The sequence below is a fragment of the Burkholderia ambifaria AMMD genome (genome assembly GCF_000203915.1).
Lineage (GTDB): Bacteria > Pseudomonadota > Gammaproteobacteria > Burkholderiales > Burkholderiaceae > Burkholderia > Burkholderia ambifaria.
This window is the reverse complement of sequence record NC_008390.1, coordinates 3139348-3160221: the sequence shown is the minus strand read 5'-3', so window position 1 is coordinate 3160221 and position 20874 is coordinate 3139348. Positions and strand designations below refer to the sequence as shown.

Sequence of the window (20874 nt, the reverse complement as noted above, 5' to 3'; positions counted from 1 at the left end):
CGTGACGCGTGCGTCACGACGTCACGATTTCCTCGACCGGCGCCTCTCGGCGCCGGTTCCGCTTCCCGCTTGTGCTTCAGCCGATCAGTTCGCGCAACGCCGCGACGAGCGCGTCGCATTCCGCGTCGGTGCCGACGGTGATGCGCAAGTGCTGGTCGATGCGCGGCGCGCGGAAGTGCCGCACGAAAATTTCCCGATCCTTCAGCTTTGCCGCGATCGCGCCCGCATCGTGCGCGGGGTGGCGCGCGAACACGAAATTCGCGGCCGACGGCACGACGTCGAAGCCGAGCGCCTCGAGCGCGTGCGTGAGCCGCGCACGCGTGTCGATCACACGCCGGCAGGTCGCGTTGAAATAGTCGGTGTCTTCGTATGCGGCCTGGGCGGCGGCCTGCGCGAGCCGGTCGAGCGGATACGAGTTGAAGCTGTCTTTTACGCGATTGAGCGCGTTGATCAGCGCCGCATCGCCGAACGCGAAACCGACGCGCATGCCCGCGAGCGAGCGCGCCTTCGACGTCGTGTGCACGACGAGCAGGTTCGGATAGCGGTCGATCAGCGTGATCGCGGATTGCGCGCCGAAATCGACATACGCTTCGTCGATCAGCACGACCGACGACGGGTTCGCGGCCGCGATCCGTTCGATGTCCGCGAGCGGCAGCGCGCGCCCGGTCGGCGCGTTCGGGTTCGGAAACAGCACGCCGCCCGCGTCGTCGAGGTAATCCTCGACACGGATCGAGAAGTCGTCCGCGAGCGGCACGACCGTGGTCTCGACGCCGTACAGGCGCGCGTAGGTCGGATAGAAGCTGTACGAGATGTCGGGAAAGCGCAGCGGCCGGTCATGCTTGAGCAGTGCCTGGAATGCATGCGCGAGCACTTCATCGGAGCCGTTGCCGACGAAGACCTGTTCGGGCTTGATGCGGTGATGGGCCGCGACCGTCTCGCGCAGTGCGCGCGCGAGCGGATCGGGATAGCGGCGCAGCGTGTCGCCGGTGTCGCCGAGTTCGCGTGCGATCGCCGCGACGACGCGCGGCGAAGGCGGATAGGGATTCTCGTTGGTGTTCAGCTTGACGGGGTGTGCGAGTGCGGGCTGTTCGCCCGGCACGTAAGGCACGAGTTGCTGAACGAGGTCGCTCCAGTAACGGCTCACCGCTTGGCTCCTGACGGGCAAAAACGACCAGATTACCGCATGTGCGCGACGGGGTGCGCAATTGCACAGGACCGGGAGGCCGCCCGGCGCCGCCGCACGGCACGTTGCACCATGCCGGGGCGGCTTCAGTTGCGATGCAGCTGCATCGTCGCGCGGTCGAGCTCACCCTTGACGACCATCGGCATCACGGCGAGCGCGCGCTCGATCGATGCGTCGATCACGTCCTGCTCCTCGCGGCGCGGCGGCTTCAGCACGAAGTTCGCGACGTCGGGCTTCGCGCCGGCACGCGCGCCTTCCGGAATCAGGTCGCGCGGATGGCCGATGCCGATGCGCAGCCGCCAGTACTGCTGCGACGACAGGTGCGCGGAGATGTCCTTCAGGCCGTTATGGCCGCCGCTGCCGCCGCCGAGCTTCAGCTTCACGGTGCCGGGCGGCAGATCGAGCTCGTCGTGTGCGACGAGGATCTGGTCGGGCAGGATCTTGAAGAAACTCGCGAGCGCGACGACCGACTGGCCGGAGCGGTTCATGTAGGTTTGCGGCTCGAGCAGGTGGACTTCCTCGCCGTGCAGGCGCGCTTTCGCGTAGAAGCCGTGGAAGCGGCGCTCGTCGCGCAGCGTCGCGCCGGCTTCGCGGGCGAGCTGGTCGACCAGCCAGAAGCCGGCGTTGTGGCGCGTCGCGGTGTATTCCGCCCCGGGATTGCCGAGGCCGACGATCAGTTTGATCATGACGTTTCGTAGGCGGCAGCGCCGCCTGGGCGCAGAAAAAGAAAAACCCGCCGGGCGAGCCGCGGCGGGTTGCGTCGACCGTTTCGTGAAACGGATCGAACGGGCGCGAGGGCAGCGCGTGGGCAGCCCTTAGGCAGCCGGCGTTTCGCCTTCGCCTGCTGCGTCCGACACGGCGCCAGCCGGGATCGTCGCCGATGCGACAACCGGGTTTTCCGCGTCGATGTGCGCGACCAGCGCCACGCCCTTCGGCAGAGCGATGTCCTTCGCGTGCAGCGACTGACCTGCTTCGATCTTCGACAGGTCGACTTCGAGGAATTCCGGCAGTGCCGACGGCAGGCACTCGATTTCGATTTCCGTCGCGACGTGCGAGACGACTGCGCTCGACAGCTTCACTGCCGGGCTGACTTCAGCGTTCAGGAAGTGCAGCGGCACCTTCGTGTGCAGCTTCTTCTTCGCGTCGACGCGTTGGAAGTCAACGTGCAGCACGAGTTGCTTGAACGGGTGGTATTGCACGTCGCGCAGCAGAACCTGTTGCGACTGGCCGGCCACTTCGAGATCGAGGATCGACGAGTGGAAGGCTTCCTTCTTCAGTGCGTGCCACAGCGCGTTGTGATCGAGTTCGATCTTTTGCGGGGCTGCTTCGCCACCGTAGACGATACCCGTGGTCTTACCAGCGTTGCGCAGGCGGCGGCTCGCACCCGTACCTTGCTCTTGGCGCTCGAAAGCGACGACTTTCATGTGATTCTCCATTAGCTGCCCGCGACCAGGCAGTAAAACGGGGCCTGCGAAATGGCGGCCCCTGATGAAACGGGCGGGGTTTCGTCTATCCCGTCCGATTGTGCAAAAAGCGAAGCGTTGCCGCTTCGCTTTCCGCGCATGCTTTTTTTGTCGTTACGCGATCAGGATTCCGCGAACAGCGACATCACCGAGTCGCCGCGACGGATTCGCGAGAACGTTTCGGCCAGCAGGCTCGCGCTCGTCAGCGAGCGGATCTTCGAGCAGGCCAGCGATTCGGCCGACAGCGGGATCGTATCGGTGACGACCAGCTCGTCGAGTTCCGATGCGGCGATACGCTCGGCGGCGCCGCCCGACAGAACCGGGTGCGTCGCGTACGCGAACACCTGCTTCGCACCGCGATTCTTCAGAACTTGCGCGGCCTTGCAGAGCGTGCCGGCCGTATCGACCATGTCGTCCATGATCACGCAGGTGCGGCCTTCGACTTCACCGATGATGTTCATCACTTCGGCGACGTTCGCCTTCGGACGACGCTTGTCGATGATCGCGAGATCGCAGTTGAGCTGCTTCGCGAGTGCCCGGGCGCGGACCACGCCGCCGACGTCCGGCGACACGACGAGCAGATCCGAGTAGTTCTGCTTGCGCAGGTCACCCAGCAGGATCGGCGTTGCGTAGATGTTGTCGACCGGGATGTCGAAGAAGCCTTGAATCTGGTCGGCGTGCAGATCCATCGTGATGATCCGCTCGACGCCGGCGATTTCCAGCATGTTCGCGATGACCTTCGCCGAGATCGCGACGCGCGCCGAGCGCGGGCGACGGTCCTGGCGGGCATAGCCGAAGTAGGGGATGGCAGCGGTGATCCGGCCGGCGGACGCACGCTTGAGCGCGTCGACCATGATCATCAGTTCCATCAGGTTGTCGTTCGTCGGCGCGCACGTGGATTGCAGGACGAAGACGTCCTTGCCGCGCACGTTTTCCTGGATCTCGACTTGAATCTCGCCGTCGGAGAAACGGCTGACCATTGCTTTGCCGAGGGGGATTCCAAGGATATTGACGACTTCCTGTGCGAGCGCGGGATTCGCGTTGCCAGTAAAGACCATCAGGCCATCAAGGCTGTGGCTGCTCATCGTGCACCTGCTTCAGGCTTGGGCGGGAAATGCGGGAAAATTTTTGGCAGGGGAGGAAGGACTCGAACCCTCGCATGCCGGAATCAAAATCCGGTGCCTTGACCAACTTGGCGACTCCCCTACACTTAACTGATAACTTCACCGGACTTGTAGGCCATCCGGCAAAGCAAAACTTCATGACGCGAAAGCGAAGAGCGGATGCTCGTTCAGGCTCTCGGCAACTGCACCGTTCCAACCGGTGGGCAGCTGGGCTTTCGCCGCTTCTGCCTCGTGCTTGCTTTGAAACGCTGCAAACACGCTTGCTCCGGAGCCGGTCATCCTCGCGGGGGTCACATTATACAACCATTTGACCACCTGCGCAACTTCCGCGTACTTACTTGTCACAACTTGCTGCATATCGTTCCGGCCGAAACTGTCTGGCCATCCCGCATCGCTGTTTTGCTGTGCAAGAAAGTCAGCAATTGTGACTGGCTTCGTATTTCTTGTCAACAACTCATCTGAAAAAATTTCAGCGGTGGGGACATGAACTCGCGGCGTCACAACCAGGAACCAGCGAGTCGGCAATTCTACCTCAGCTAATTCTTCTCCGATACCCTCTGCGAACGCATTTTTTCCAAAAACAAAAAACGGGACGTCGGCGCCGAGTTTTACCGCGAGCGATTGCAGTTCGGTGCGCGACAGGTCGAGCTGCCACAGGCGGTTCAGCGCGAGCAGCGTCGTCGCCGCGTCGGAGCTGCCGCCGCCGAGGCCCGCGCCCATCGGCAGGCACTTGTCGATCTCGATGTCGACGCCGGCCGTGGTGCCCGTATGCGCTTTCAGCAGGTTGGCCGCGCGCACGACGAGATCGCTTTCCTCGGGCACGCCCGGCACGTCGGTGACGCGGGCGACGCGACCGTCGTCGCGCAGCGTGAAGTGCAGCGTGTCGCCCCAGTTCAGCAACTGGAACACGCTTTGCAGATCGTGATAGCCGTTCGGGCGACGGCCGGTGATGTGCAGGAACAGGTTGAGTTTCGCGGGCGCAAGGCAGTTGCGCAGCGAGCGGGTCGAATCGGTCATGCGTATGTCGGGGCTAGGTTCACGTGCTTACTGGTCGAGCACGAGCTTGATGTCGAGCGGCGGCGTCGCGCGCACGAGGTTCACGCGTTTGACGCCGGTGGCCGGTGCGTCCGCGTAGGCGAGGTAGTCGATCGTCCAGCCGTCCTGGCGAATCTGCTTCACGTGCGTCGTATCGGCCGGGTCGCGCACCGTCTGCGCGGGCGTCGCGGGCGCGGGCGTCGGCAGCAGCCAGTAGCGCAGGCCGGCCAGCGGCAGCGAGAAGCCGAGCGTGTTCTGCATCAGCTCGCCGACGTCGGTCGCGTATTGCGGCTGGCGGTTCGGCAGTTCGAGCGTTGCGGTCTGCGGCGTCGATTTCACGATTGCGAGTGTCTGGCCGAGCGGGCTGCGCAGCTCGAGCGACACGTCGTCGCCGTGCTCCAGCCAGTCGAAGTTGCCGTACACGTTTTGCTGCCTGCCGAGGCGGTCGTTGTACTGCACCGCGAAGCGGCCATGGTATGCATGCGTCGCGGCCGTCTGCAAAGGGGCGCCGGCCGGCGCGTTCGCCGACGGCGGCGTGCTCGCGCAGCCGGCGAGCGCGAGCGCCGCGCCGGCCGCGGCCAGCGTGCGCAGCGCGCGGGAAGACAGGGAAAGCATCGGGAACATCCGCATCAGAGGCCGTTGATCTGGAGGCGCTTCAGCGTCTGCACGAGCGTGTCGTTGTCGGGCTCGAGCTTCTGCGCGGCGCGCCATGCGATGCGCGCGTCGTCCTGCGCGCCGCTTTTCCACAGCACTTCGCCGAGGTGCGCGCCGATCTCGGCGTTCGGCTGCAACTCGAACGCGCGCTGCAGCACCTTGGCCGCGCCGGTCGTGTCGCCCATCCGGTACTTCACCCAGCCGAGGCTGTCCATGATGTACGCGTCGTTCGGTGCGAGCGACAAGGCCTTGTCGATCAGCTTGCTGGCCTCCGGCAGGCGCTGATTGCGATCGGCCAGCGAATAGCCGAGCGCGTTGTACGCCTGCGGGTTGTCGGGCTGCGTGCGGATCAACTCGCGCAGCTGCTTTTCCATCGTCGCGTAGTGGCCGGTCTTTTCGGCCGCCATCGCGTAGTCGTAGCGCAGGTCGGGATCGTCCGGGAAGTCCTGGACCGCCTGGCCGAGCCGCGCCTCGGCTTCCGGATAGCGCTTCGCGGTGAACAGGATCGACGCGTCGGTGCGCGCGACCACGGCCGCATCGCGCGGATCGCTGATCGGCAGATCGTCGAGTACCTTGCGGGCCGCGTCGGTCTTGCCTTGTTTCTGCAGCAGCTGCGCGCGCGTGATCTGCGCCGGCAGATAGTGCTGGCTCGTCTGGTCGACCTTGTCGAGCCATTGCGACGCCTGCGCGTCGTTGCCCTGCTCGATCGAGATCTGCGCGAGGTAGATGTAGCCCTGGCCGACGTCGAGGTTCGACTGCTTGTCGCCGAGCTGCACGTACTGTTTCAGGTACGCGCTCGCGTCGTCGAGCTTCTTCTGCTGGATCCTGATCAGCGCGAGCGCCATCAGCGGCGTCGGATCCTTCGAGTCGAGCTTGCGCATCGTCTCGAACTGCTTCTGCGCGTCGTCGAGGCGGTCGTCGGCGAGATAGAGCTGCGACAGCGCGAGCCGCCCGTCGCGCGACTTCGGATTCTGCTGAACATATTTTTCGAACGACGCGATGCCGGCCGCGCGCTCCGCGGGGCCCATCTGCGACAGCATCAGCGCCGCCGGCAGGTAGTCGGGGCGGATCTGCAGCGCCTGCTTCAGCGAGCGCGCCGCGCCTTCCTTGTCGTCGACCGCCAGTTGCTGCCGCGCGATCGCGAGCTGCGCCTCGGGGCGGTTCATGTCGTTCTTCAGCATGTCCTTCAGCACCGCGAGGCCGCCGACGCGGTCGGAGCCGCGCACCAGCAGCGCCTGCAGCGCGAGGATCGCGGGGCCGCGGGTTTCGCCGGTCGCGCGGGCCAGCTCGCGCGCGAGCATCGGCTGCGCGTCGGCCGGCTTGCCGGCGAGCACCAGCAGCGCGGCGTCGACTTGCGATGCGCGATTCGAATCGGGCGCGTACTGGCGCCACAGATTGGCCGCGGAGAGCGCATCCGCCGGGCTTTGCGCGCCCAGTGCGATCTCGGTCGCACGCTGCGCCATGCGCGGATCGCGCGTGTCGCGGGCGAGGGCGAGATAGGTTTGGTAGGCGGGCGCCGGCTGGTTGCGCTGGAGCGCGACTTCGGCGGCCAGCACCTGGTAGACGATCTGGCTCGTCAGCGGGACGCCGGGGAGATTCTTCTGCTCGTCCGCCATCACATGCTCGAACGCGCCCTGCGGCTGCGCGTCGTCCGATGCCGGATCCTGCGCGTGAGCCGGGAAGGCGGTGAGGGTCCAGGCGGCGAACAGCGCGGCGCCGAGCGCACGGCGGACCGGGAAGACGCGCGCGCCGTGCTCGGCGGCGGGGCGCTTCAGAAGCAGCTTCGAGGGCAGAGTCATGGAAATCCGTTCGATGTTTCAACCGATTGTAACGCGCTCGCTACAATACACGCACGATCGTGAATGCCGTTTCAGACCCGCAAAACATGCCAGAGTTGCCAGAAGTCGAAGTCACGCGCCGGGGCATCGAGCCCTTTGTCGCGGGCCGCCGCGTCGAGCGTGTCGACGTCCGTACCGCGATGCTGCGCTGGCCCGTGCCGGCGGGGCTCGCGGAGCAATTGCGCGCGCGCGAGGTGCTCGCCGTCGAGCGTCGCGGCAAGTACCTGCTGTTCGAGGTCGACGCGGGCTGGTTCATCGTGCATCTCGGGATGACGGGCACGCTGCGCGTGCTGCCCGCGGCCGGCGTGCCGGTCGCCGCGAAACACGACCACATCGACTGGATCTTCGACGAGTTCGTGCTGCGCTTTCGCGATCCGCGCCGTTTCGGCGCCGTGTTGTGGCACCCGCGCGAAGCGGGCGACGTGCATGCGCATCCGCTGCTCGCGAGCCTCGGCGTCGAGCCGTTCTCGCCGGCATTCACCGGCGCGCTGCTGCACGCGCGCACGCGCGGGCGCACGGTGTCGGTCAAGCAGGCGCTGCTCGCGGGCGACATGGTGGTCGGCGTCGGCAACATCTATGCGTCGGAGAGCCTGTTTCGCGCCGGCATCCGGCCGACGACCGCCGCCGGCAAGGTCTCGCTGCCGCGCTACGAGCGACTGGCCGATGCGGTGCGCGCGACGCTCGCCGACGCGATCGAGCGCGGCGGCAGCACATTGCGCGACTTTGTCGGCAGCAACGGCGAAAGCGGCTATTTCCAGCTCGACTGCTTCGTCTACGACCGTGCGGGGCTGCCTTGCCGCGTATGCGGCACGCCGATCCGCCAGATCGTGCAGGGCCAGCGCTCGACCTATTTCTGCCCGACCTGCCAGCGTTGAGCCCCGTTGAAACCTTTTTTCAAAGATTCGAACACTTGAAGCCGCCCCGCATTGCTCCCGCTCCGTTCCCCGTCACGCCGCTGCACCGTACATTCGCCACGCGCCTGATCGCATGGCAGCGCACGCACGGCCGCCACGACCTGCCGTGGCAGAACACCCGCGATCCGTACCGGATCTGGCTCTCGGAAATCATGCTGCAGCAGACGCAGGTATCGACGGTCATCCCGTACTACCTGCGCTTTCTCGAACGTTTTCCCGACGTCGCCGCGCTCGCGGCCGCCCCGGCCGACGACGTGATGGCGCTGTGGGCCGGCCTCGGCTACTACTCGCGCGCACGCAACCTGCACCGCTGCGCGCAGGTCGTCGTCGCCGAGCATGGCGGTGTATTCCCGCCAACGCCCGACGCGCTCGCCGAACTACCGGGCATCGGCCGCTCGACGGCCGCGGCGATCGCGTCGTTCGCGTACGGTGCGCGCGCGACGATCCTCGACGGCAACGTGAAGCGCGTGCTCGCGCGGGTGTTCGGCGTCGAAGGCTTTCCGGGCGAGAAGCGTGTCGAGAACGACATGTGGGCGTTGGCCGAATCGCTGCTGCCCGATGCCGCGAACGAGGCCGACGTAAGCGCCTATACGCAGGGGCTGATGGATCTCGGCGCGACGCTGTGCGTGCGCGGCAAGCCGGATTGCGCGCGCTGTCCGTTCGCGGGCGACTGCGTCGCGCAATCGACGGGCCGGCAGCGCGAACTGCCGGCCGCGCGGCCGAAGAAGGCCGTGCCGACGCGCAAGACCTGGATGCTCGTGCTGCGCGACGGCGACGCCGTGCTGCTCGAGCGGCGTCCGCCCGCCGGCATCTGGGGCGGCCTGTGGTGCCTGCCGCAGGCGGACGGCGATGCCGCGCTCGCGGCACTCGCACGCGGCTTCGGCGGCGGCGGCCCGGTGCCGCTCGCACCGTTTACGCACACGTTCACGCATTTCCGGCTCGAGATCGAGCCGCGGCTGAGCGACATGACGAACGGCGGGCTGCCGGCCGCGCACGCGCAGGATGCCGAGACGGCGTGGGTGCCGCTGAGCGGGCTCGCTGCTTACGGCGTGCCGGCGCCGGTGCGCAAGCTGCTCGATGCGCTGAGCGGGCCGCTGCTGTAACGAAAGGGGAAGGGGGCGCGCTCGGGCAGGCGCCCGGTCGCCGCAGGGCATCCATCCGTTCGGCGACGGGCGGCGGCGGCACCGCTGCAACGCTCAGACGCTCAGACGCTCAGACGCGACCGGGTGGCCGCGATGCCTACAGCCATCCGTGCCGGTCGAGCACGTGGTGCACGGCATCGATCCGCGCGCCGACATCCGGAAACTCCATCAGCTTCTGCCGCGCGCGCAGGTCGAGCGGCAACAGTTCCGCGAGGCGGTTCGACACCCAGCTCGGATCGTCGAGGCGGAACGGTTCGGCGAACGGCAGCTTGCCCGGTTCGGATTTCTTCAGCGCTTCGATGATGCGCTCGAGCACCTCGGCGCACGAGCCGAATTGCGCGAGCGCCTGCTCGCCTTCGAGTGGGATGTCGTCGGGCAGCGGCTCGGCGATCCCGACCAGCAGCCCGTTGCCTTCTACGCGATACGACAGCAGCTCGAAACGCTGCGTGCCGATCGCCTCCAGGTACAGCATCCCGAATTCGCCGGTATCGCACTCGGTGATGCGCGCCATGCAGCCGATGGTTTCGGGCACCGACACGGCGCCGTCCTGCGCGACTTCGGGGCCGCTCTTCAGCAGGCACACGCCGAACGGTGCGTCGTCGCGCAGGCATGCGCGCGACATGTCGAGATAGCGCGCTTCGAACACCTTGAGCGGCAGCCAGCCACCGGGAAACAGCACCGTGTGCAGCGGAAACAGCGGCAGGTCGATCAGGGTGGTCGATAGGGTGGACATGGCGCGCCGGGGAGAGGGCGGTGTCGCTAAGGTCGGTCGACCTCGGTGACGAGCCGCGACGACGCGTCGACATCCACTGGCGCGTCACGATGCCGCACGATCACGTTCGCATCGTGCGCGAGGCGCGCGGCGAGCGTTTCCGCGATGAACACCGAGCGATGCTGACCGCCCGTGCAGCCGATGGCGACGGTCAGGTAGCTGCGGTTGTCTTCGCGAAAGTGCGGCAGCCATTTCATCAGGAACGCATGGATGTCGTCGATCATCTGGTGGACGATCGGCAGTGCGTCGAGAAAGGCGATGACCGGCTGGTCCAGCCCGGTGAGCGGGCGCAGCTCATGGTCGTAGTACGGATTCGGCAGCGCGCGCACGTCGAACATCAGGTCGGCATCGAGCGGCACGCCGCGCTTGAAGCCGAATGACTCGAACATCACCATCAGGTCGTTGTTCTTCTGCTCGATGAAGCGCTTGACCCACGTGCGCAGCACGTTCGCGCGCAGGGTGCTCGTATCGATCTGATGACCGAATTCGGCGAGCGGCGCGACCAGGTCGCGCTCGCGCTCGATCGCTTCCTCGAGCGACGACAGCAGCCCGATGTTCGCGTCGTGCGACGGCGAACCGGACAGCGGGTGGCGTCGGCGCGTTTCGGAGAAGCGCTGGATCAGCGCCTGCGTGCTCGCGTTGAGGAACAGCACGCGGACATCGTGCTCGAGCGACAGCGAGCGGATCAGGCCGGGCAATTCGTCGAGCGACGCGCTCGAGCGCGCATCGATTGCGACCGCGAGCCGATGCTGGCCGCCATCGGCCAGGTAGCGGGCGAGTTCGGGGAGCACGTGCGGCGGCAGGTTGTCGACGCAATAGTAGCCTGCGTCTTCAAGCGCATTCAGCGCGACGGACTTGCCTGAGCCGGAGATGCCGGTGATGAGGACGATACGCATGGGAAGCTGAGAATCCTGACGTTTCATCATAGCACCGGCTCGACGCGTCGGCGCTGCGAGGCCGGCGCGGGGTGGTTACACGAGCTTGCCGGGGAACTGACTGTCGGGATCCTGCATCGCGAGTCGTTGCCGATCCATGAAATCGCGCAACGTGTCGATGCCGCGCAGTTGCAGGATCGTGTTCCGCACGGCCGCCTCGACCAGCACCGCGAGGTTGCGGCCGGCCGCCACCTGGATCGTGACCTTGCTGATCGGCAAGCCGAGCACGTCGACCGTCTGGCTTTCCAGCGGCAGCCGCTGGAATTCGCCGTCCGGGCGGCGCACGAGCTGGACGATCAGCTTCAGCTTCATTTTCCGGCGCACGGCGGTTTCACCGAAGATCGTCTTGATGTCGAGCAGGCCGAGGCCGCGCACTTCGAGCAGGTTCTGCAGCAGCGGCGGGCAGCGGCCTTCGACGAAATCGGGGCCAAGTCGGACGAAGTCGACGGCGTCGTCGGCGACGAGGCCGTGGCCGCGGCTGATGAGTTCGAGGCCGAGTTCGCTCTTGCCGAGCCCGGAGTCGCCGGTGAGCAGCACGCCCATCCCGAGGATGTCGAGGAACACGCCGTGCAGCGTCGCGCGCGGTGCGAGGATGCGCGACATGTAGAGCCGCAGGCTGTCGATCACCGCGGCGGCCGACATCGGCGTCGTGAACAACGGCGTGGACGAGCGCGTACAGCGCAGCACGAGTTCGGGCGGCGCGGCGGCGCCGCCGGCGACGACGAGAAACGGCGGTTCGAGCGCGATCAGCTCGGCCATGTGGCGCGAGCGGTCTTCGTCGGTCTGCCGCTGGTAGTAGTCGATTTCGGCTTCGCCGAGCACCTGGATCCGGTTCGGGTGGATCAGGTTCAAGTGGCCGACGAGGTCGGCGCTCGACGTCGCGTTGGCGACGGTGTCGGACGAAAAACCGCGCTCCCAGCCTTCATGCCCCGTGAGCCAGCTCAGTTTCAGCGTGGCCGCGTTGTCGTCGAAGATGCTCTGGGCGTTGATGCTGGACGTATCCATGACTTTCGTCACTCCAATGAGCCGGTGCATGTGCGCGGCGACGGGCGTCGCCATGCCGGACCGGCGCCGGGCGGCCCTGGACGGCGGTGCGTGCCGCCTCGTTCGGGAAAATATTCCGCCCGGATCAACTCAAGGTTGCCACTGAGTGAGCACGCGATGCAACTCGGCGAGATCTGTTTCGTTGTGCAGACGCTCGCGCGCGTCGCGATCGGATAGCAGTTGCGCGATTTCCGACAGGATCTCGAGGTGCTGTTGGGTAGCTTGCTCGGGGACGAGCAGGAAAATCAGGAGACCGACCGGCTGGCCGTCGGGCGCTTCGAACGGGATCGCATCGGCGAGCCGCACGAATGCGGCGAGCGGGTGCTTGAGCCCCTTGATGCGCCCGTGCGGAATCGCGACGCCTTCGCCGAGCCCGGTCGAGCCGAGGCGCTCGCGCGCGAACAGGTTGTCCGTGACGGTGCTGCGGGCGACGCCGTTCTGATTCTCGAACATCAGCCCGGCTTGTTCGAAGACGCGTTTCTTGCTGGTGACGGAGAGGTCGATGACGACGTTCTCTATGGGCAGGATTTTGGCTAGGCGATTCATGTTGGCAGGCGATAGGGCGGCCTGGGGTCTCCTTGCGGCGGCAGACTGATTTTCCATGTTCGGCGATATCAAGGCGTTTGGCATCGGCAACCTGCAACGCAGCTACCGCATTCAACGCCCCCCGGCGATAACCGGGACATTATAGAGCACAGCCGCGTGCGTGGCGCGGCATGGACGGACCGGTCGCACCACTGCCGCTCGGACTCAAAAAAAACGCCCGGCGAACCGGGCGGCGTGGGTGTTGCGGTGAACGTTATTGCGGCGGCAGTTCGATCTGGTCGATCGACGGCTGCAGCTTGATCGGGTCGTGCGCATGGGTCTGCAGACGCTCCATGTGCTTGACGACCTGGCGGTCCAGCTTGTCGATCAGCAGATCGATCGCAGCGTAGAGGTTGCCGTTTGCGCTTTCGACGAAGATGTCCTTGCCCTTCAGGTGCAGATTGATTTCCGCGCGCTGCTGCTTGTCCTTTTCCTTGTGGTTGTCGACCGAGAGGATCACAGTGCCATCGATCACCTGATCGCTATGGCGTAGCACCCTATCCAGCTTGGTGATCACGTATTCGCGAATTGCAGGCGTGACTTCGAGATGATGTCCACTGATCTTCAGGTTCATAGTGCTTCTCCAAGCGAGTGACCACCCGGCCGCATCGAGGCGGCGCTCCGGTCGACTTGCCCTTGCCGCACGTGGCGGCAAATTCGCGGACAGGTCGCCCGGCTGTCCCCCGTGTGCGCGGTGGCCGGAAGACGCCTACCGCCGGGCAGGCAGCAGGCTAAAGAGACTTGCGCAGATTCACTGCCGGGATTTTGAGGGCTTCGCGATACTTGGCAACCGTGCGGCGCGCAACCACGAAACCCTGTTCTGCCAGCAGCTCGGCAATGCGGCTGTCCGAAAGTGGCGATTTTGGGTCTTCAGCTCCTATCAGTTGCTTGATCAGGGCTCGGATGGCGGTCGACGATGCGGCGCCTCCGGTGTCGGTCGAAACGTGTGACCCGAAGAAGTACTTGAATTCCAGCGTACCGAACGGGGTCAGCATGTACTTGCCTGTTGTCACACGGCTGACAGTCGACTCGTGTAGGCCCAGCGTATCAGCTATTTCCCGCAAAACCAAGGGGCGCATGGCGATTTCACCATGCGCGAAGAAATTCTTTTGACGTTCGACAATGGCCTGCGCGACACGCAGGATCGTGTCGAATCGCTGCTGGATGTTCTTGATCAGCCAGCGTGCTTCCTGGAGCTGCTGCTTGAGCGACCCGGCCGACGGATCGCCGCGGCTGTTGCGCAGGATGTTCGCGTACAGGTTGTTGATCCGCAGGCGCGGCATCACTTCCGGATTGAGTTCCGCGAGCCAGCCCTGGCCGGCCTTCTTCACGATGATGTCGGGCACGACGTAGTCGGCCTCGGCCTTGCCGTACGCGGCGCCTGGGAACGGCTCGAGCGAGCGGATCAGCGCGTGCGCGTCGCGCAGCGCATCGTCGCTCGCCTTCAGGTGCTTGCGCAGCCGCGTGAAGTCGCGCGCGGCGAGCAGCTCGAGGTGCTGCGACACGATCTCCAGCGCGAGCGTGCGGGTGGGGGACGCATCGAGGCGCAGCAACTGCAGCTTCAGGCATTCGGACGCCGAGCGGGCCCCGACCCCGGCCGGGTCGAAACTGTGCAGCAGCGCGAGCGCCGCATTCAGTTCGTCGCAGTCGACTTCCAGTTCCGGCGGCAGGTCGGAGAGTACTTCGTCGAGCGACGCGGTCAGGTAGCCGTCGTCGTCGAGCGATTCGATCAGGAACATCACGAGTGCGCGATCGCGCGGGCTGGCCTGCGTGACGCGCAATTGGGCGGAAAGGTGGTCGCGCAGCGACGTCGCGGCTTCCTGCACCTGCAGCGGCGGGAGGTCGTCATCGTCCGATGCGCCGCTCGAGCGGCCGTACTCGTCCAGATTCCACTGCGGGCCGTCGCCGGCGTCGCCCGACCCGTAGCCGTCGTATTCGTCGGCGCCGGCCGGCTCGTCGCGCTCGGCGCGCTCGCTCGACTGGCTGCTGCCGTTCGCGGGGCCCGGCTCGATGTTCTGTCCGGAAGGCCCCTGCGCGATCAGCGATCCGTCCGACGCGACACGCAGCGGACTCGTGATCCATTCGTCTTCGTTTTCGAGCAACGGATTTTGCGCGACGGCCATCGCGACTTCCTGCTGCAGTTCGAGCGTCGACAGTTGCAGGAGCCGGATCGACTGCTGCAGTTGCGGGGTCAGCGCCAGGTGTTGCGACAGGCGGAGTTGAAGGCTGGCTTTCATGGCAGAGAGGGAGTCATACCGGCAGTTTGCCACGACCGACCCGCATTGAGCCATCGGCGATTACGCGCGGCGCGGCGCCCGGCCGCGGGGAGGGCCGCCGCGCGGGGCACACGGGCGCAGCCCCGCGCGGCGATGCCGGACGGGGTGCAGCCAGCCACAAAAAGGGGAGGTTACATGCGGAAGTGTTCGCCGAGGTACACGCGGCGCACGCTTTCGTTTTCGATGATTTCGCTGGGCGCGCCGGCGGCGAGCACCGAACCGTCGCTGATGATGTACGCGTGGTCGCAGATGCCGAGCGTTTCGCGGACGTTGTGATCGGTGATCAACACGCCGATGTTGCGCTGCTTCAGGAACTTGACGATCTTCTGGATCTCGAGCACCGCGATCGGGTCGACGCCGGCGAACGGTTCGTCGAGCAGGATGAAGTTCGGGCTGGTCGCAAGCGCACGTGCGATCTCGACGCGACGGCGCTCGCCGCCCGACAGCGACAGCGCCGGGTTCTCGCGCAGATGGCCGATCTGCAGCTCGTCGAGCAGCTCCTCGGTGCGCGCGGCGATCGCGTCCTTCGACAGGCGCTTGCCGTCGTCGCCGTGCTGCAGCTCGAGCACCGCGCGGATGTTTTCCTCGACGGTCAGCTTGCGGAACACCGACGCTTCCTGCGGCAGGTACGACAGGCCGAGCGATGCACGCTTGTGGATCGGCAGCAGGCTGATCGAGCTGCCGTTCAGCGAGATCTCGCCCGCGTCGAGCGGCACGAGGCCGACGATCATGTAGAACGACGTCGTCTTGCCCGCGCCGTTCGGGCCGAGCAGGCCGACGACTTCGCCGCTCTTCACGTCGAGCGACACGTCCTTGACGACCGTGCGCGAGCCGTAGCGTTTTTTCAGGTTGCGCACGACGAGCGAGCTCGTCGCGCCGGCCGGCTGGCGATTCGGTAGCGCGCTCATTGTCCCGGCGCTCCCTGGATCGTGGTCGACGGCGACAGCTTCGCCGGCGCGCCGTTCAGCTGGCCAGGGCCGCCGCTCTTCGGCGACAGCATCGCGCGCACGCGGCCGTTCGGATTGCCCGGCGCCGCGACGTCCTTGCCGCCCTTCGCGGTGTAGAAGTCGCGCTGGCCGTCGTACGTGATCACGCTGCCGTGCACGGTGTCGGCGATCGTCGACGTGCCCTGCAGGCGGCGCACGGTCGCGGCGGTCGTCAGGGTCGTCAGATCCTGCTTGCCGTCGTAGTCGATGCGCTCGGCGTCGCCGTCGATGTACTCGTCGAGACCTTCGCGCTTCTGGCGGAACGTCGCGTGCTTCTTGCCGCTGCCGAACGACGTTGCGTACTGATAGCCTTCCGGATCCTGGCGCACTTCGACGCGATCGCCCTTGATGATGATCGTGCCCTTCGTGATCACGACGTTGCCGGTCGCGACCGTCACCTGCTTCAGGTCGTCGTAGGTGAGGTTGTCCGCCTCGACGTTGATCGGCTTGTTCTGGTCAGCCTTCTCGGCATGGGCGAGCGGCGCCAGCCCGATGAGCGGGAGCGCCACGAGCGTCGCGGCGAGCGCGGCGCGGACGGCGCGCGCAGCGCCGCCGGAATTCTGTCGAGGGAACGGTTCGTTCATGCAGTCACGTGAGGGATGCGTCACCTGGATTGACCTTTCGAGCCGCCGGACGTGTCCGCCGCGGCGATCGTGCCGCGCACGTTGCCGTAAAGCTCGATGACCCGGGTGACGTTGTTGTACTTCATGCCGTCGGTCGCGTTGACGAGCGACAGGCCGCGCTGAAGTTTAACCGGCTTTTCGGTCTGGATCACATCGTCATTGACCAAGATCCGGAAATGCTGGGAATCGGCCTGCATCTGCGGATCGCCGCCGCCGGCCACGCGCAGGATGCGCGCGTCGTCGTACAAGTCGACGATCGACACGTCGCCGTTGACGGTGCCGCGCTTCGCGGTGGTCGTGACGACCGGCTTGCCGGGCTGGAATGCGCGCATGGCCGGAGCGGTCAGGTCGCTGTTGTCGGTGTCTTCATAGTGGACCAGCTTCGCGGCCGTGAGCCGGTACTGGGTCGTGCCCGACTGGTCGAGCTCGGTGACCGAGAAGTTGTCCGCGAAATAGTCGGGCGTATGGCGCTTCGGCTGCGCGGCGCCTTCGCCGGGCGGCGGCAGCGTCGCCTGCAGCAGCCACCACGTGATGCCCGCGAGCGCGGCGACCGCGATCAGCGGCAGCAACTGGGTCCAGCGGAAATGCGTGTTCATCCGTCAGGCTCCGCAGGCAGCCGCGAGCAGCGCGTCGTAGCGGCGCTGCGCGCGCAGGATTGCGTCGCACACTTCACGCACCGCGCCGTGGCCGCCGCGGGCCTCGGCCACCCAGTGCGCGCGGGCGATCACCTCGGGGTGCGCGTTGGCCGGCGCGGCCGCGAAGCCGCAGCGCAGCAGCACCGGCAGGTCGGGCCAGTCGTCGCCCATGTAGCCGCATGCGTCGGCGCCGATGTCGAGCGACGCGGTCAGCTCGGCGAACACGGCGAGCTTGTTCTCGACACCCTGGAACAGGTGCGCGATCTTCATTTCCTTCGCGCGCGCCGCGACGATCTCGGAGTTGCGGCCGGTGATGATCGCGGTCGCGATGCCGGCCTCGCCGAGCAGCTTCACGCCATGGCCGTCGAGCGAATTGAACGACTTCATCGCGTCGCCGGCCGCGGTAAACAGCAGGCCGCCGTCGGTCAGCACACCGTCGACGTCGAAAATCATCAGCTTCACGCGGCTCGCGCGTTCGGCCGCAGTCAGCGCTGCGCTCATCAGATCACCTTCTTCGAAAACAGGTCGTGCATGTTCAGCGCGCCGATCAGCGCGCCGTGGGCATCGACCACCAGCATCTGGTTGATCCGGTGGCGCTCCATCAGTTCCACGGCTTCGACCGCGAGATGTTCGGGGCCGATCGTACGCGGTTCGCGCGTCATCACGTCGACGATCGGCAGCGTGCGGAAATCGCCTTCGCGCGCGAGCACGCGGCGCAGGTCGCCGTCGGTGAAGATGCCGGCCACGCGGCCGTCGGGGCCGACCACGGCCGTCATGCCCAGCCGTTTCGCGGTGATCTGGAACAGCGCGTCCGACAGCGTGGCGTCGAGCCCGACGCGCGGCACGTCGTCGCCCGAGCGCATCACGTCGCGCACATGGGTGAGCAGGCGCCGGCCGAGCGCACCGCCCGGATGCGAGCGCGCGAAATCCTCGGAGCCGAAGCCGCGCGCGTCGAGCACCGCGACGGCGAGCGCGTCGCCGAGCGCCAGCGCGGCGGTCGTGCTCGCGGTGGGCGCGAGGTTCAGCGGGCACGCTTCCTTCGACACCGCGGCGTTCAGGTTCACGTCGGCGAGCGTGCCGAGGCTCGATTCCGCCCGGCCCGTGATCGCGATCAGCTTCGCGCCGATCCGCTTGACGAGCGGCAGGATCGCGACGAGTTCTTCCGACTCGCCGGAATAGGAGATGCCGATGAAGACGTCGTCCGACGTGACCATCCCGAGGTCGCCATGGCTGGCCTCGGCCGGGTGGACGAAGAAGGCCGGCGTGCCGGTGCTCGCCAGCGTGGCCGCGATCTTGCGGGCGATATGCCCCGATTTGCCGATGCCGGATACCACGACGCGCCCGCGGCAGCCGAGCAGCAGCGCGACGGCCTGCACGAAGTCGCCGTCGAGCTGGTCGCGCAGCGCGCGCACGGCGTCCGCCTCGATGTCGAGCACGTCGCGGGCGAGCGCGAGCGCCCGGTCATCATTGATTTTCGCTATCATGCGCGGAGTATAGCAAAGGCGTTTGTTCGCCGCGCCGTGCCTTCGGACTCGTCCGAGGTCGCTTGCCCCCCGCCACCACCCGCGCCCGCATTGCCGTGGCCCCGACGAACGAGGACGCTTTGCCTGTGATTTCCCCGCTCGAAATGACCCTGCTGCTGCTGCTGGCCTCGGTGGTGGGCGTCGTCGTCTTTCGTTCGTTGAACCTGCCGCCGATGCTCGGCTACCTGACCGTCGGCATCCTGGTTGGCCCGCACTCGCTAGGCATCGCCGCGGACCTCGAACGGGCCGAGCACCTCGCGGAATTCGGCGTGGTATTCCTGATGTTCTCGATCGGCCTCGAATTCTCGCTCGCGAAGCTGAGGGCGATGCAGCGGCTCGTGTTCGGGCTCGGGCTGCTGCAGGTGGTCGTGACGCTCGTGCTCGCGGTCGCGCTCGGCGCGCTGTTCGAGCGCTGGGTGCACATCACGTGGCAGGGCAGCGTCGCGCTCGGCGGCGCGCTCGCGATGTCGTCCACGGCGATCGTATCGAAGATGCTCGCCGAGCGGCTCGAGATCGAGACCGAGCACGGCCGCAACATCTTCGGCGTGCTGCTGTTCCAGGATCTCGCGGTGGTGCCGCTGCTGATCGTGATCGCCGCGTTCGGCGCGGAGTCGTCGAAGGATCTCGCGATCACGCTCGGCTTCGCGGCGGTCAAGATCGTGATCGCGCTCGCGCTGCTGCTCGTCATCGGCCAGCGCTTCATGACGCGCTGGCTCAACGTGGTCGCGCGGCGCCGCTCGCAGGAACTGTTCGTGCTGAACCTGCTGCTCATCACGCTCGGCGCCGCGTTCATCACCGACCGCTTCGGGCTGTCGCTCGCGCTCGGCGCGTTCATCGCGGGGATGCTGATCTCCGAGACGCCGTTCCGTCATCAGGTGGAAGAGGACATCAAGCCGTTTCGCGACGTGCTGCTCGGGCTGTTCTTCGTGACGACCGGGATGCTGCTCGATGCGCGCGTGATCTGGGAGCACCCGTTGCTCGTGCTCGGCTTCTTCGTCGGGCAGATCCTGTTCAAGGGGACGATGATCGCGGGGCTCGCGCGCCTGTTCGGCGCGACGCCGGGCGTCGCGATGCGCACCGGCATCGGGCTCGCGCAGGCCGGCGAATTCGGCTTCGTGCTGCTGAACCTGATCCTCGACCGGCATCTCGTCGATTCGACGCTGCTGCAGGCGATCCTCGCGTCGATGCTGCTGTCGATGCTCGCCGCACCGTTCCTGATCCAGAACGCCGACCGGATCGTGATGCGGCTGTCGTCGACGGAATGGATGCAGCAGTCGCTGCAGATGACGCGGATCGCGACGCAAAGCCTCAAGCAGCGCGGCCACGTGATCATCTGCGGCTACGGCCGCGCGGGCCAGAACCTGGCGCGCATGCTCGAGCAGGAAGGCATTTCGTATGTCGCGCTGGACCTCGACCCCGATCGCGTGAGCGCGGCCGCGACCGCCGGCGAATCGGTCGTGTTCGGCGACGCGGCGCGTCGCGAGTCGCTGCTCGCGGCCGGTATCCATCGCGCGGCGGCCGTCGCGATCACGTATGCGAACACGCCGTCCGCGCTGCGCGTGCTGCACCACGTGCACGAGCTGGAGCCGACGCTGCCGGCGATCGTGCGCACGGTCGACGACGCCGATCTCGAGAAGCTGCTCGCGGCCGGCGCGACCGAGGTGATTCCGGAAATCGTCGAGGGCAGCCTGATGCTCGCGTCGCACACGCTGGTGCTGGTCGGCGTGCCGATGCGCAAGGTCGTGCGGCGCGTCGAGGAGATGCGCGACGCGCGTTACCAGCTGCTGCGCGGCTATTTCCACGGCGCCGACGACGCGGACGACGACGATCACGAGCAGGTGCGGCTACAATCGGTGCCGGTCGACGCGCGCGCGGATGCGGTCGGGCGCTCGCTGGAGGAGCTCGGGCTGTATGCGCTCGGGCTGGAAGTCACGGCGATCCGCCGGCACGGGATTCGCGGTGTCGAACCCGACCCGCTGACCAAGCTGCGCGCGAGCGACATCGTCGTGCTGCGCGGGCTGCCCGAGGCGCTCGCGCTCGCGGAAGAGCGGCTGTCGCGCCATCGGCGCGAGCCGCCGGCCGCGGTCGCCTGAGTCGCGCTTCGTTGACCTGACCCGTATTGATTCGAAACGGTGCCCGATC

Annotated in this window: 21 protein-coding genes and 1 tRNA gene; 3 read left to right on the top strand and 19 right to left on the bottom strand. The window is 66.7% G+C overall.

Annotated features, from left to right (window positions below):
* Positions 1 to 76: 76 nt before the first annotated feature.
* The 8 genes from hisC to BAMB_RS14440 form a co-directional block, all read right to left on the bottom strand.
* Complete coding sequence (gene hisC / locus BAMB_RS14475; RefSeq protein WP_011657975.1) at positions 77 to 1144, bottom strand: histidinol-phosphate transaminase; 1068 nt, start codon at positions 1142 to 1144, stop codon at positions 77 to 79.
* 125 nt (positions 1145 to 1269) lie between these two features.
* Positions 1270 to 1869: an aminoacyl-tRNA hydrolase gene (gene pth, locus BAMB_RS14470; protein WP_006760396.1), complete on the bottom strand. Its 600-nt coding sequence runs from the start codon at positions 1867 to 1869 to the stop codon at positions 1270 to 1272.
* A gap of 129 nt (positions 1870 to 1998) precedes the next feature.
* On the bottom strand, positions 1999 to 2607 hold the full coding sequence (locus BAMB_RS14465) for a 50S ribosomal protein L25/general stress protein Ctc (protein ID WP_006753282.1): 609 nt from the start codon (positions 2605 to 2607) through the stop codon (positions 1999 to 2001).
* Between the two features lie 161 nt (positions 2608 to 2768).
* Entirely contained in the window at positions 2769 to 3731 is a 963-nt protein-coding gene (locus BAMB_RS14460) for a ribose-phosphate pyrophosphokinase (RefSeq protein ID WP_011657974.1), read from the bottom strand.
* Positions 3732 to 3775: 44 nt separating this feature from the next.
* A tRNA-Gln gene (locus BAMB_RS14455) sits at positions 3776 to 3852 on the bottom strand.
* Between the two features lie 53 nt (positions 3853 to 3905).
* Positions 3906 to 4787, bottom strand: coding sequence for a 4-(cytidine 5'-diphospho)-2-C-methyl-D-erythritol kinase (ispE, locus tag BAMB_RS14450; protein WP_011657973.1), 882 nt, complete (start codon positions 4785 to 4787; stop codon positions 3906 to 3908).
* A gap of 27 nt (positions 4788 to 4814) precedes the next feature.
* Complete coding sequence (gene lolB, locus BAMB_RS14445; RefSeq protein ID WP_011657972.1) at positions 4815 to 5435, bottom strand: lipoprotein insertase outer membrane protein LolB; 621 nt, start codon at positions 5433 to 5435, stop codon at positions 4815 to 4817.
* Positions 5435 to 7258, bottom strand: a complete 1824-nt coding sequence (locus BAMB_RS14440; RefSeq protein WP_011657971.1) for a tetratricopeptide repeat protein — start codon at positions 7256 to 7258, stop codon at positions 5435 to 5437. The genes lolB and BAMB_RS14440 overlap by 1 nt, the downstream gene beginning before the upstream one ends.
* A gap of 86 nt (positions 7259 to 7344) precedes the next feature.
* On the opposite strand from BAMB_RS14440, the gene mutM reads away from it, so the two are divergent.
* Together mutM and mutY are read left to right on the top strand one after the other, a co-directional pair.
* Positions 7345 to 8172 carry a bifunctional DNA-formamidopyrimidine glycosylase/DNA-(apurinic or apyrimidinic site) lyase gene (gene mutM, locus BAMB_RS14435; RefSeq protein WP_041491280.1) on the top strand — a complete coding sequence of 276 codons (828 nt, stop codon included), beginning with the start codon at positions 7345 to 7347 and terminating at the stop codon, positions 8170 to 8172.
* A gap of 35 nt (positions 8173 to 8207) precedes the next feature.
* The gene (gene mutY, locus BAMB_RS14430) at positions 8208 to 9314 is read left to right on the top strand and encodes an A/G-specific adenine glycosylase (protein WP_011657969.1); all 1107 of its coding nucleotides are present in this window, start codon (positions 8208 to 8210) and stop codon (positions 9312 to 9314) included.
* A gap of 136 nt (positions 9315 to 9450) precedes the next feature.
* Here the strand turns inward: mutY and BAMB_RS14425 are convergent, their stop codons facing one another.
* From BAMB_RS14425 to kdsD, 11 genes are all read right to left on the bottom strand, one after another.
* Complete coding sequence (locus BAMB_RS14425) at positions 9451 to 10086, bottom strand: LON peptidase substrate-binding domain-containing protein (protein ID WP_006752630.1); 636 nt, start codon at positions 10084 to 10086, stop codon at positions 9451 to 9453.
* A 26-nt stretch (positions 10087 to 10112) separates the two neighbouring features.
* The gene (rapZ, locus tag BAMB_RS14420; protein WP_041489859.1) at positions 10113 to 11021 is read right to left on the bottom strand and encodes an RNase adapter RapZ; all 909 of its coding nucleotides are present in this window, start codon (positions 11019 to 11021) and stop codon (positions 10113 to 10115) included.
* A 75-nt stretch (positions 11022 to 11096) separates the two neighbouring features.
* A complete protein-coding gene (gene hprK, locus BAMB_RS14415; protein ID WP_011657967.1) occupies positions 11097 to 12065 on the bottom strand; it encodes an HPr(Ser) kinase/phosphatase in 969 nt (322 codons plus the stop codon).
* 129 nt (positions 12066 to 12194) lie between these two features.
* Positions 12195 to 12734 (bottom strand): PTS sugar transporter subunit IIA, encoded by a 540-nt coding sequence (locus BAMB_RS14410; RefSeq protein WP_011657966.1) that lies wholly within the window; start codon positions 12732 to 12734, stop codon positions 12195 to 12197.
* A gap of 169 nt (positions 12735 to 12903) precedes the next feature.
* Complete coding sequence (gene hpf / locus BAMB_RS14405) at positions 12904 to 13263, bottom strand: ribosome hibernation-promoting factor, HPF/YfiA family (protein WP_006477786.1); 360 nt, start codon at positions 13261 to 13263, stop codon at positions 12904 to 12906.
* 157 nt (positions 13264 to 13420) lie between these two features.
* Positions 13421 to 14926: an RNA polymerase factor sigma-54 gene (locus BAMB_RS14400; protein ID WP_011657965.1), complete on the bottom strand. Its 1506-nt coding sequence runs from the start codon at positions 14924 to 14926 to the stop codon at positions 13421 to 13423.
* A 170-nt stretch (positions 14927 to 15096) separates the two neighbouring features.
* Positions 15097 to 15873, bottom strand: a complete 777-nt coding sequence (gene lptB / locus BAMB_RS14395) for an LPS export ABC transporter ATP-binding protein (RefSeq protein WP_011657964.1) — start codon at positions 15871 to 15873, stop codon at positions 15097 to 15099.
* The gene (gene lptA / locus BAMB_RS14390; RefSeq protein ID WP_011657963.1) at positions 15870 to 16535 is read right to left on the bottom strand and encodes a lipopolysaccharide transport periplasmic protein LptA; all 666 of its coding nucleotides are present in this window, start codon (positions 16533 to 16535) and stop codon (positions 15870 to 15872) included. Before lptA ends, lptB begins: the two co-directional genes overlap by 4 nt.
* Before the next feature lie 20 nt (positions 16536 to 16555).
* Positions 16556 to 17170: an LPS export ABC transporter periplasmic protein LptC gene (gene lptC / locus BAMB_RS14385; protein WP_011657962.1), complete on the bottom strand. Its 615-nt coding sequence runs from the start codon at positions 17168 to 17170 to the stop codon at positions 16556 to 16558.
* 3 nt (positions 17171 to 17173) lie between these two features.
* Positions 17174 to 17710 (bottom strand): KdsC family phosphatase, encoded by a 537-nt coding sequence (locus tag BAMB_RS14380; RefSeq protein WP_011657961.1) that lies wholly within the window; start codon positions 17708 to 17710, stop codon positions 17174 to 17176.
* The gene (kdsD, locus tag BAMB_RS14375; RefSeq protein ID WP_011657960.1) at positions 17710 to 18693 is read right to left on the bottom strand and encodes an arabinose 5-phosphate isomerase KdsD; all 984 of its coding nucleotides are present in this window, start codon (positions 18691 to 18693) and stop codon (positions 17710 to 17712) included. The genes BAMB_RS14380 and kdsD overlap by 1 nt, the downstream gene beginning before the upstream one ends.
* A gap of 125 nt (positions 18694 to 18818) precedes the next feature.
* On the opposite strand from kdsD, the gene BAMB_RS14370 reads away from it, so the two are divergent.
* Positions 18819 to 20825, top strand: coding sequence for a monovalent cation:proton antiporter family protein (locus BAMB_RS14370; protein WP_041491279.1), 2007 nt, complete (start codon positions 18819 to 18821; stop codon positions 20823 to 20825).
* The last annotated feature ends 49 nt before the right edge of the window (positions 20826 to 20874 follow it).

Excerpts from the sequence above, each read along its gene's own strand:
- pth (WP_006760396.1), bottom strand. The coding sequence starts at position 1,869 with ATGATCAAACTGATCGTCGGCCTCGGCAATCCCGGGGCGGAATACACC.
- BAMB_RS14465 (WP_006753282.1), bottom strand. The coding sequence starts at position 2,607 with ATGAAAGTCGTCGCTTTCGAGCGCCAAGAGCAAGGTACGGGTGCGAGC.
- BAMB_RS14460 (WP_011657974.1), bottom strand. The coding sequence starts at position 3,731 with ATGAGCAGCCACAGCCTTGATGGCCTGATGGTCTTTACTGGCAACGCG.
- ispE (WP_011657973.1), bottom strand. The coding sequence starts at position 4,787 with ATGACCGATTCGACCCGCTCGCTGCGCAACTGCCTTGCGCCCGCGAAA.
- lolB (WP_011657972.1), bottom strand. The coding sequence starts at position 5,435 with ATGCGGATGTTCCCGATGCTTTCCCTGTCTTCCCGCGCGCTGCGCACG.
- BAMB_RS14440 (WP_011657971.1), bottom strand. The coding sequence starts at position 7,258 with ATGACTCTGCCCTCGAAGCTGCTTCTGAAGCGCCCCGCCGCCGAGCAC.
- mutM (WP_041491280.1), top strand. The coding sequence starts at position 7,345 with ATGCCAGAGTTGCCAGAAGTCGAAGTCACGCGCCGGGGCATCGAGCCC.
- BAMB_RS14425 (WP_006752630.1), bottom strand. The coding sequence starts at position 10,086 with ATGTCCACCCTATCGACCACCCTGATCGACCTGCCGCTGTTTCCGCTG.
- rapZ (WP_041489859.1), bottom strand. The coding sequence starts at position 11,021 with ATGCGTATCGTCCTCATCACCGGCATCTCCGGCTCAGGCAAGTCCGTC.
- hprK (WP_011657967.1), bottom strand. The coding sequence starts at position 12,065 with ATGGATACGTCCAGCATCAACGCCCAGAGCATCTTCGACGACAACGCG.
- BAMB_RS14410 (WP_011657966.1), bottom strand. The coding sequence starts at position 12,734 with ATGCCAAACGCCTTGATATCGCCGAACATGGAAAATCAGTCTGCCGCC.
- hpf (WP_006477786.1), bottom strand. The coding sequence starts at position 13,263 with ATGAACCTGAAGATCAGTGGACATCATCTCGAAGTCACGCCTGCAATT.
- BAMB_RS14400 (WP_011657965.1), bottom strand. The coding sequence starts at position 14,926 with ATGAAAGCCAGCCTTCAACTCCGCCTGTCGCAACACCTGGCGCTGACC.
- lptB (WP_011657964.1), bottom strand. The coding sequence starts at position 15,873 with ATGAGCGCGCTACCGAATCGCCAGCCGGCCGGCGCGACGAGCTCGCTC.
- lptA (WP_011657963.1), bottom strand. The coding sequence starts at position 16,535 with ATGAACGAACCGTTCCCTCGACAGAATTCCGGCGGCGCTGCGCGCGCC.
- lptC (WP_011657962.1), bottom strand. The coding sequence starts at position 17,170 with ATGAACACGCATTTCCGCTGGACCCAGTTGCTGCCGCTGATCGCGGTC.
- BAMB_RS14380 (WP_011657961.1), bottom strand. The coding sequence starts at position 17,710 with ATGAGCGCAGCGCTGACTGCGGCCGAACGCGCGAGCCGCGTGAAGCTG.
- kdsD (WP_011657960.1), bottom strand. The coding sequence starts at position 18,693 with ATGATAGCGAAAATCAATGATGACCGGGCGCTCGCGCTCGCCCGCGAC.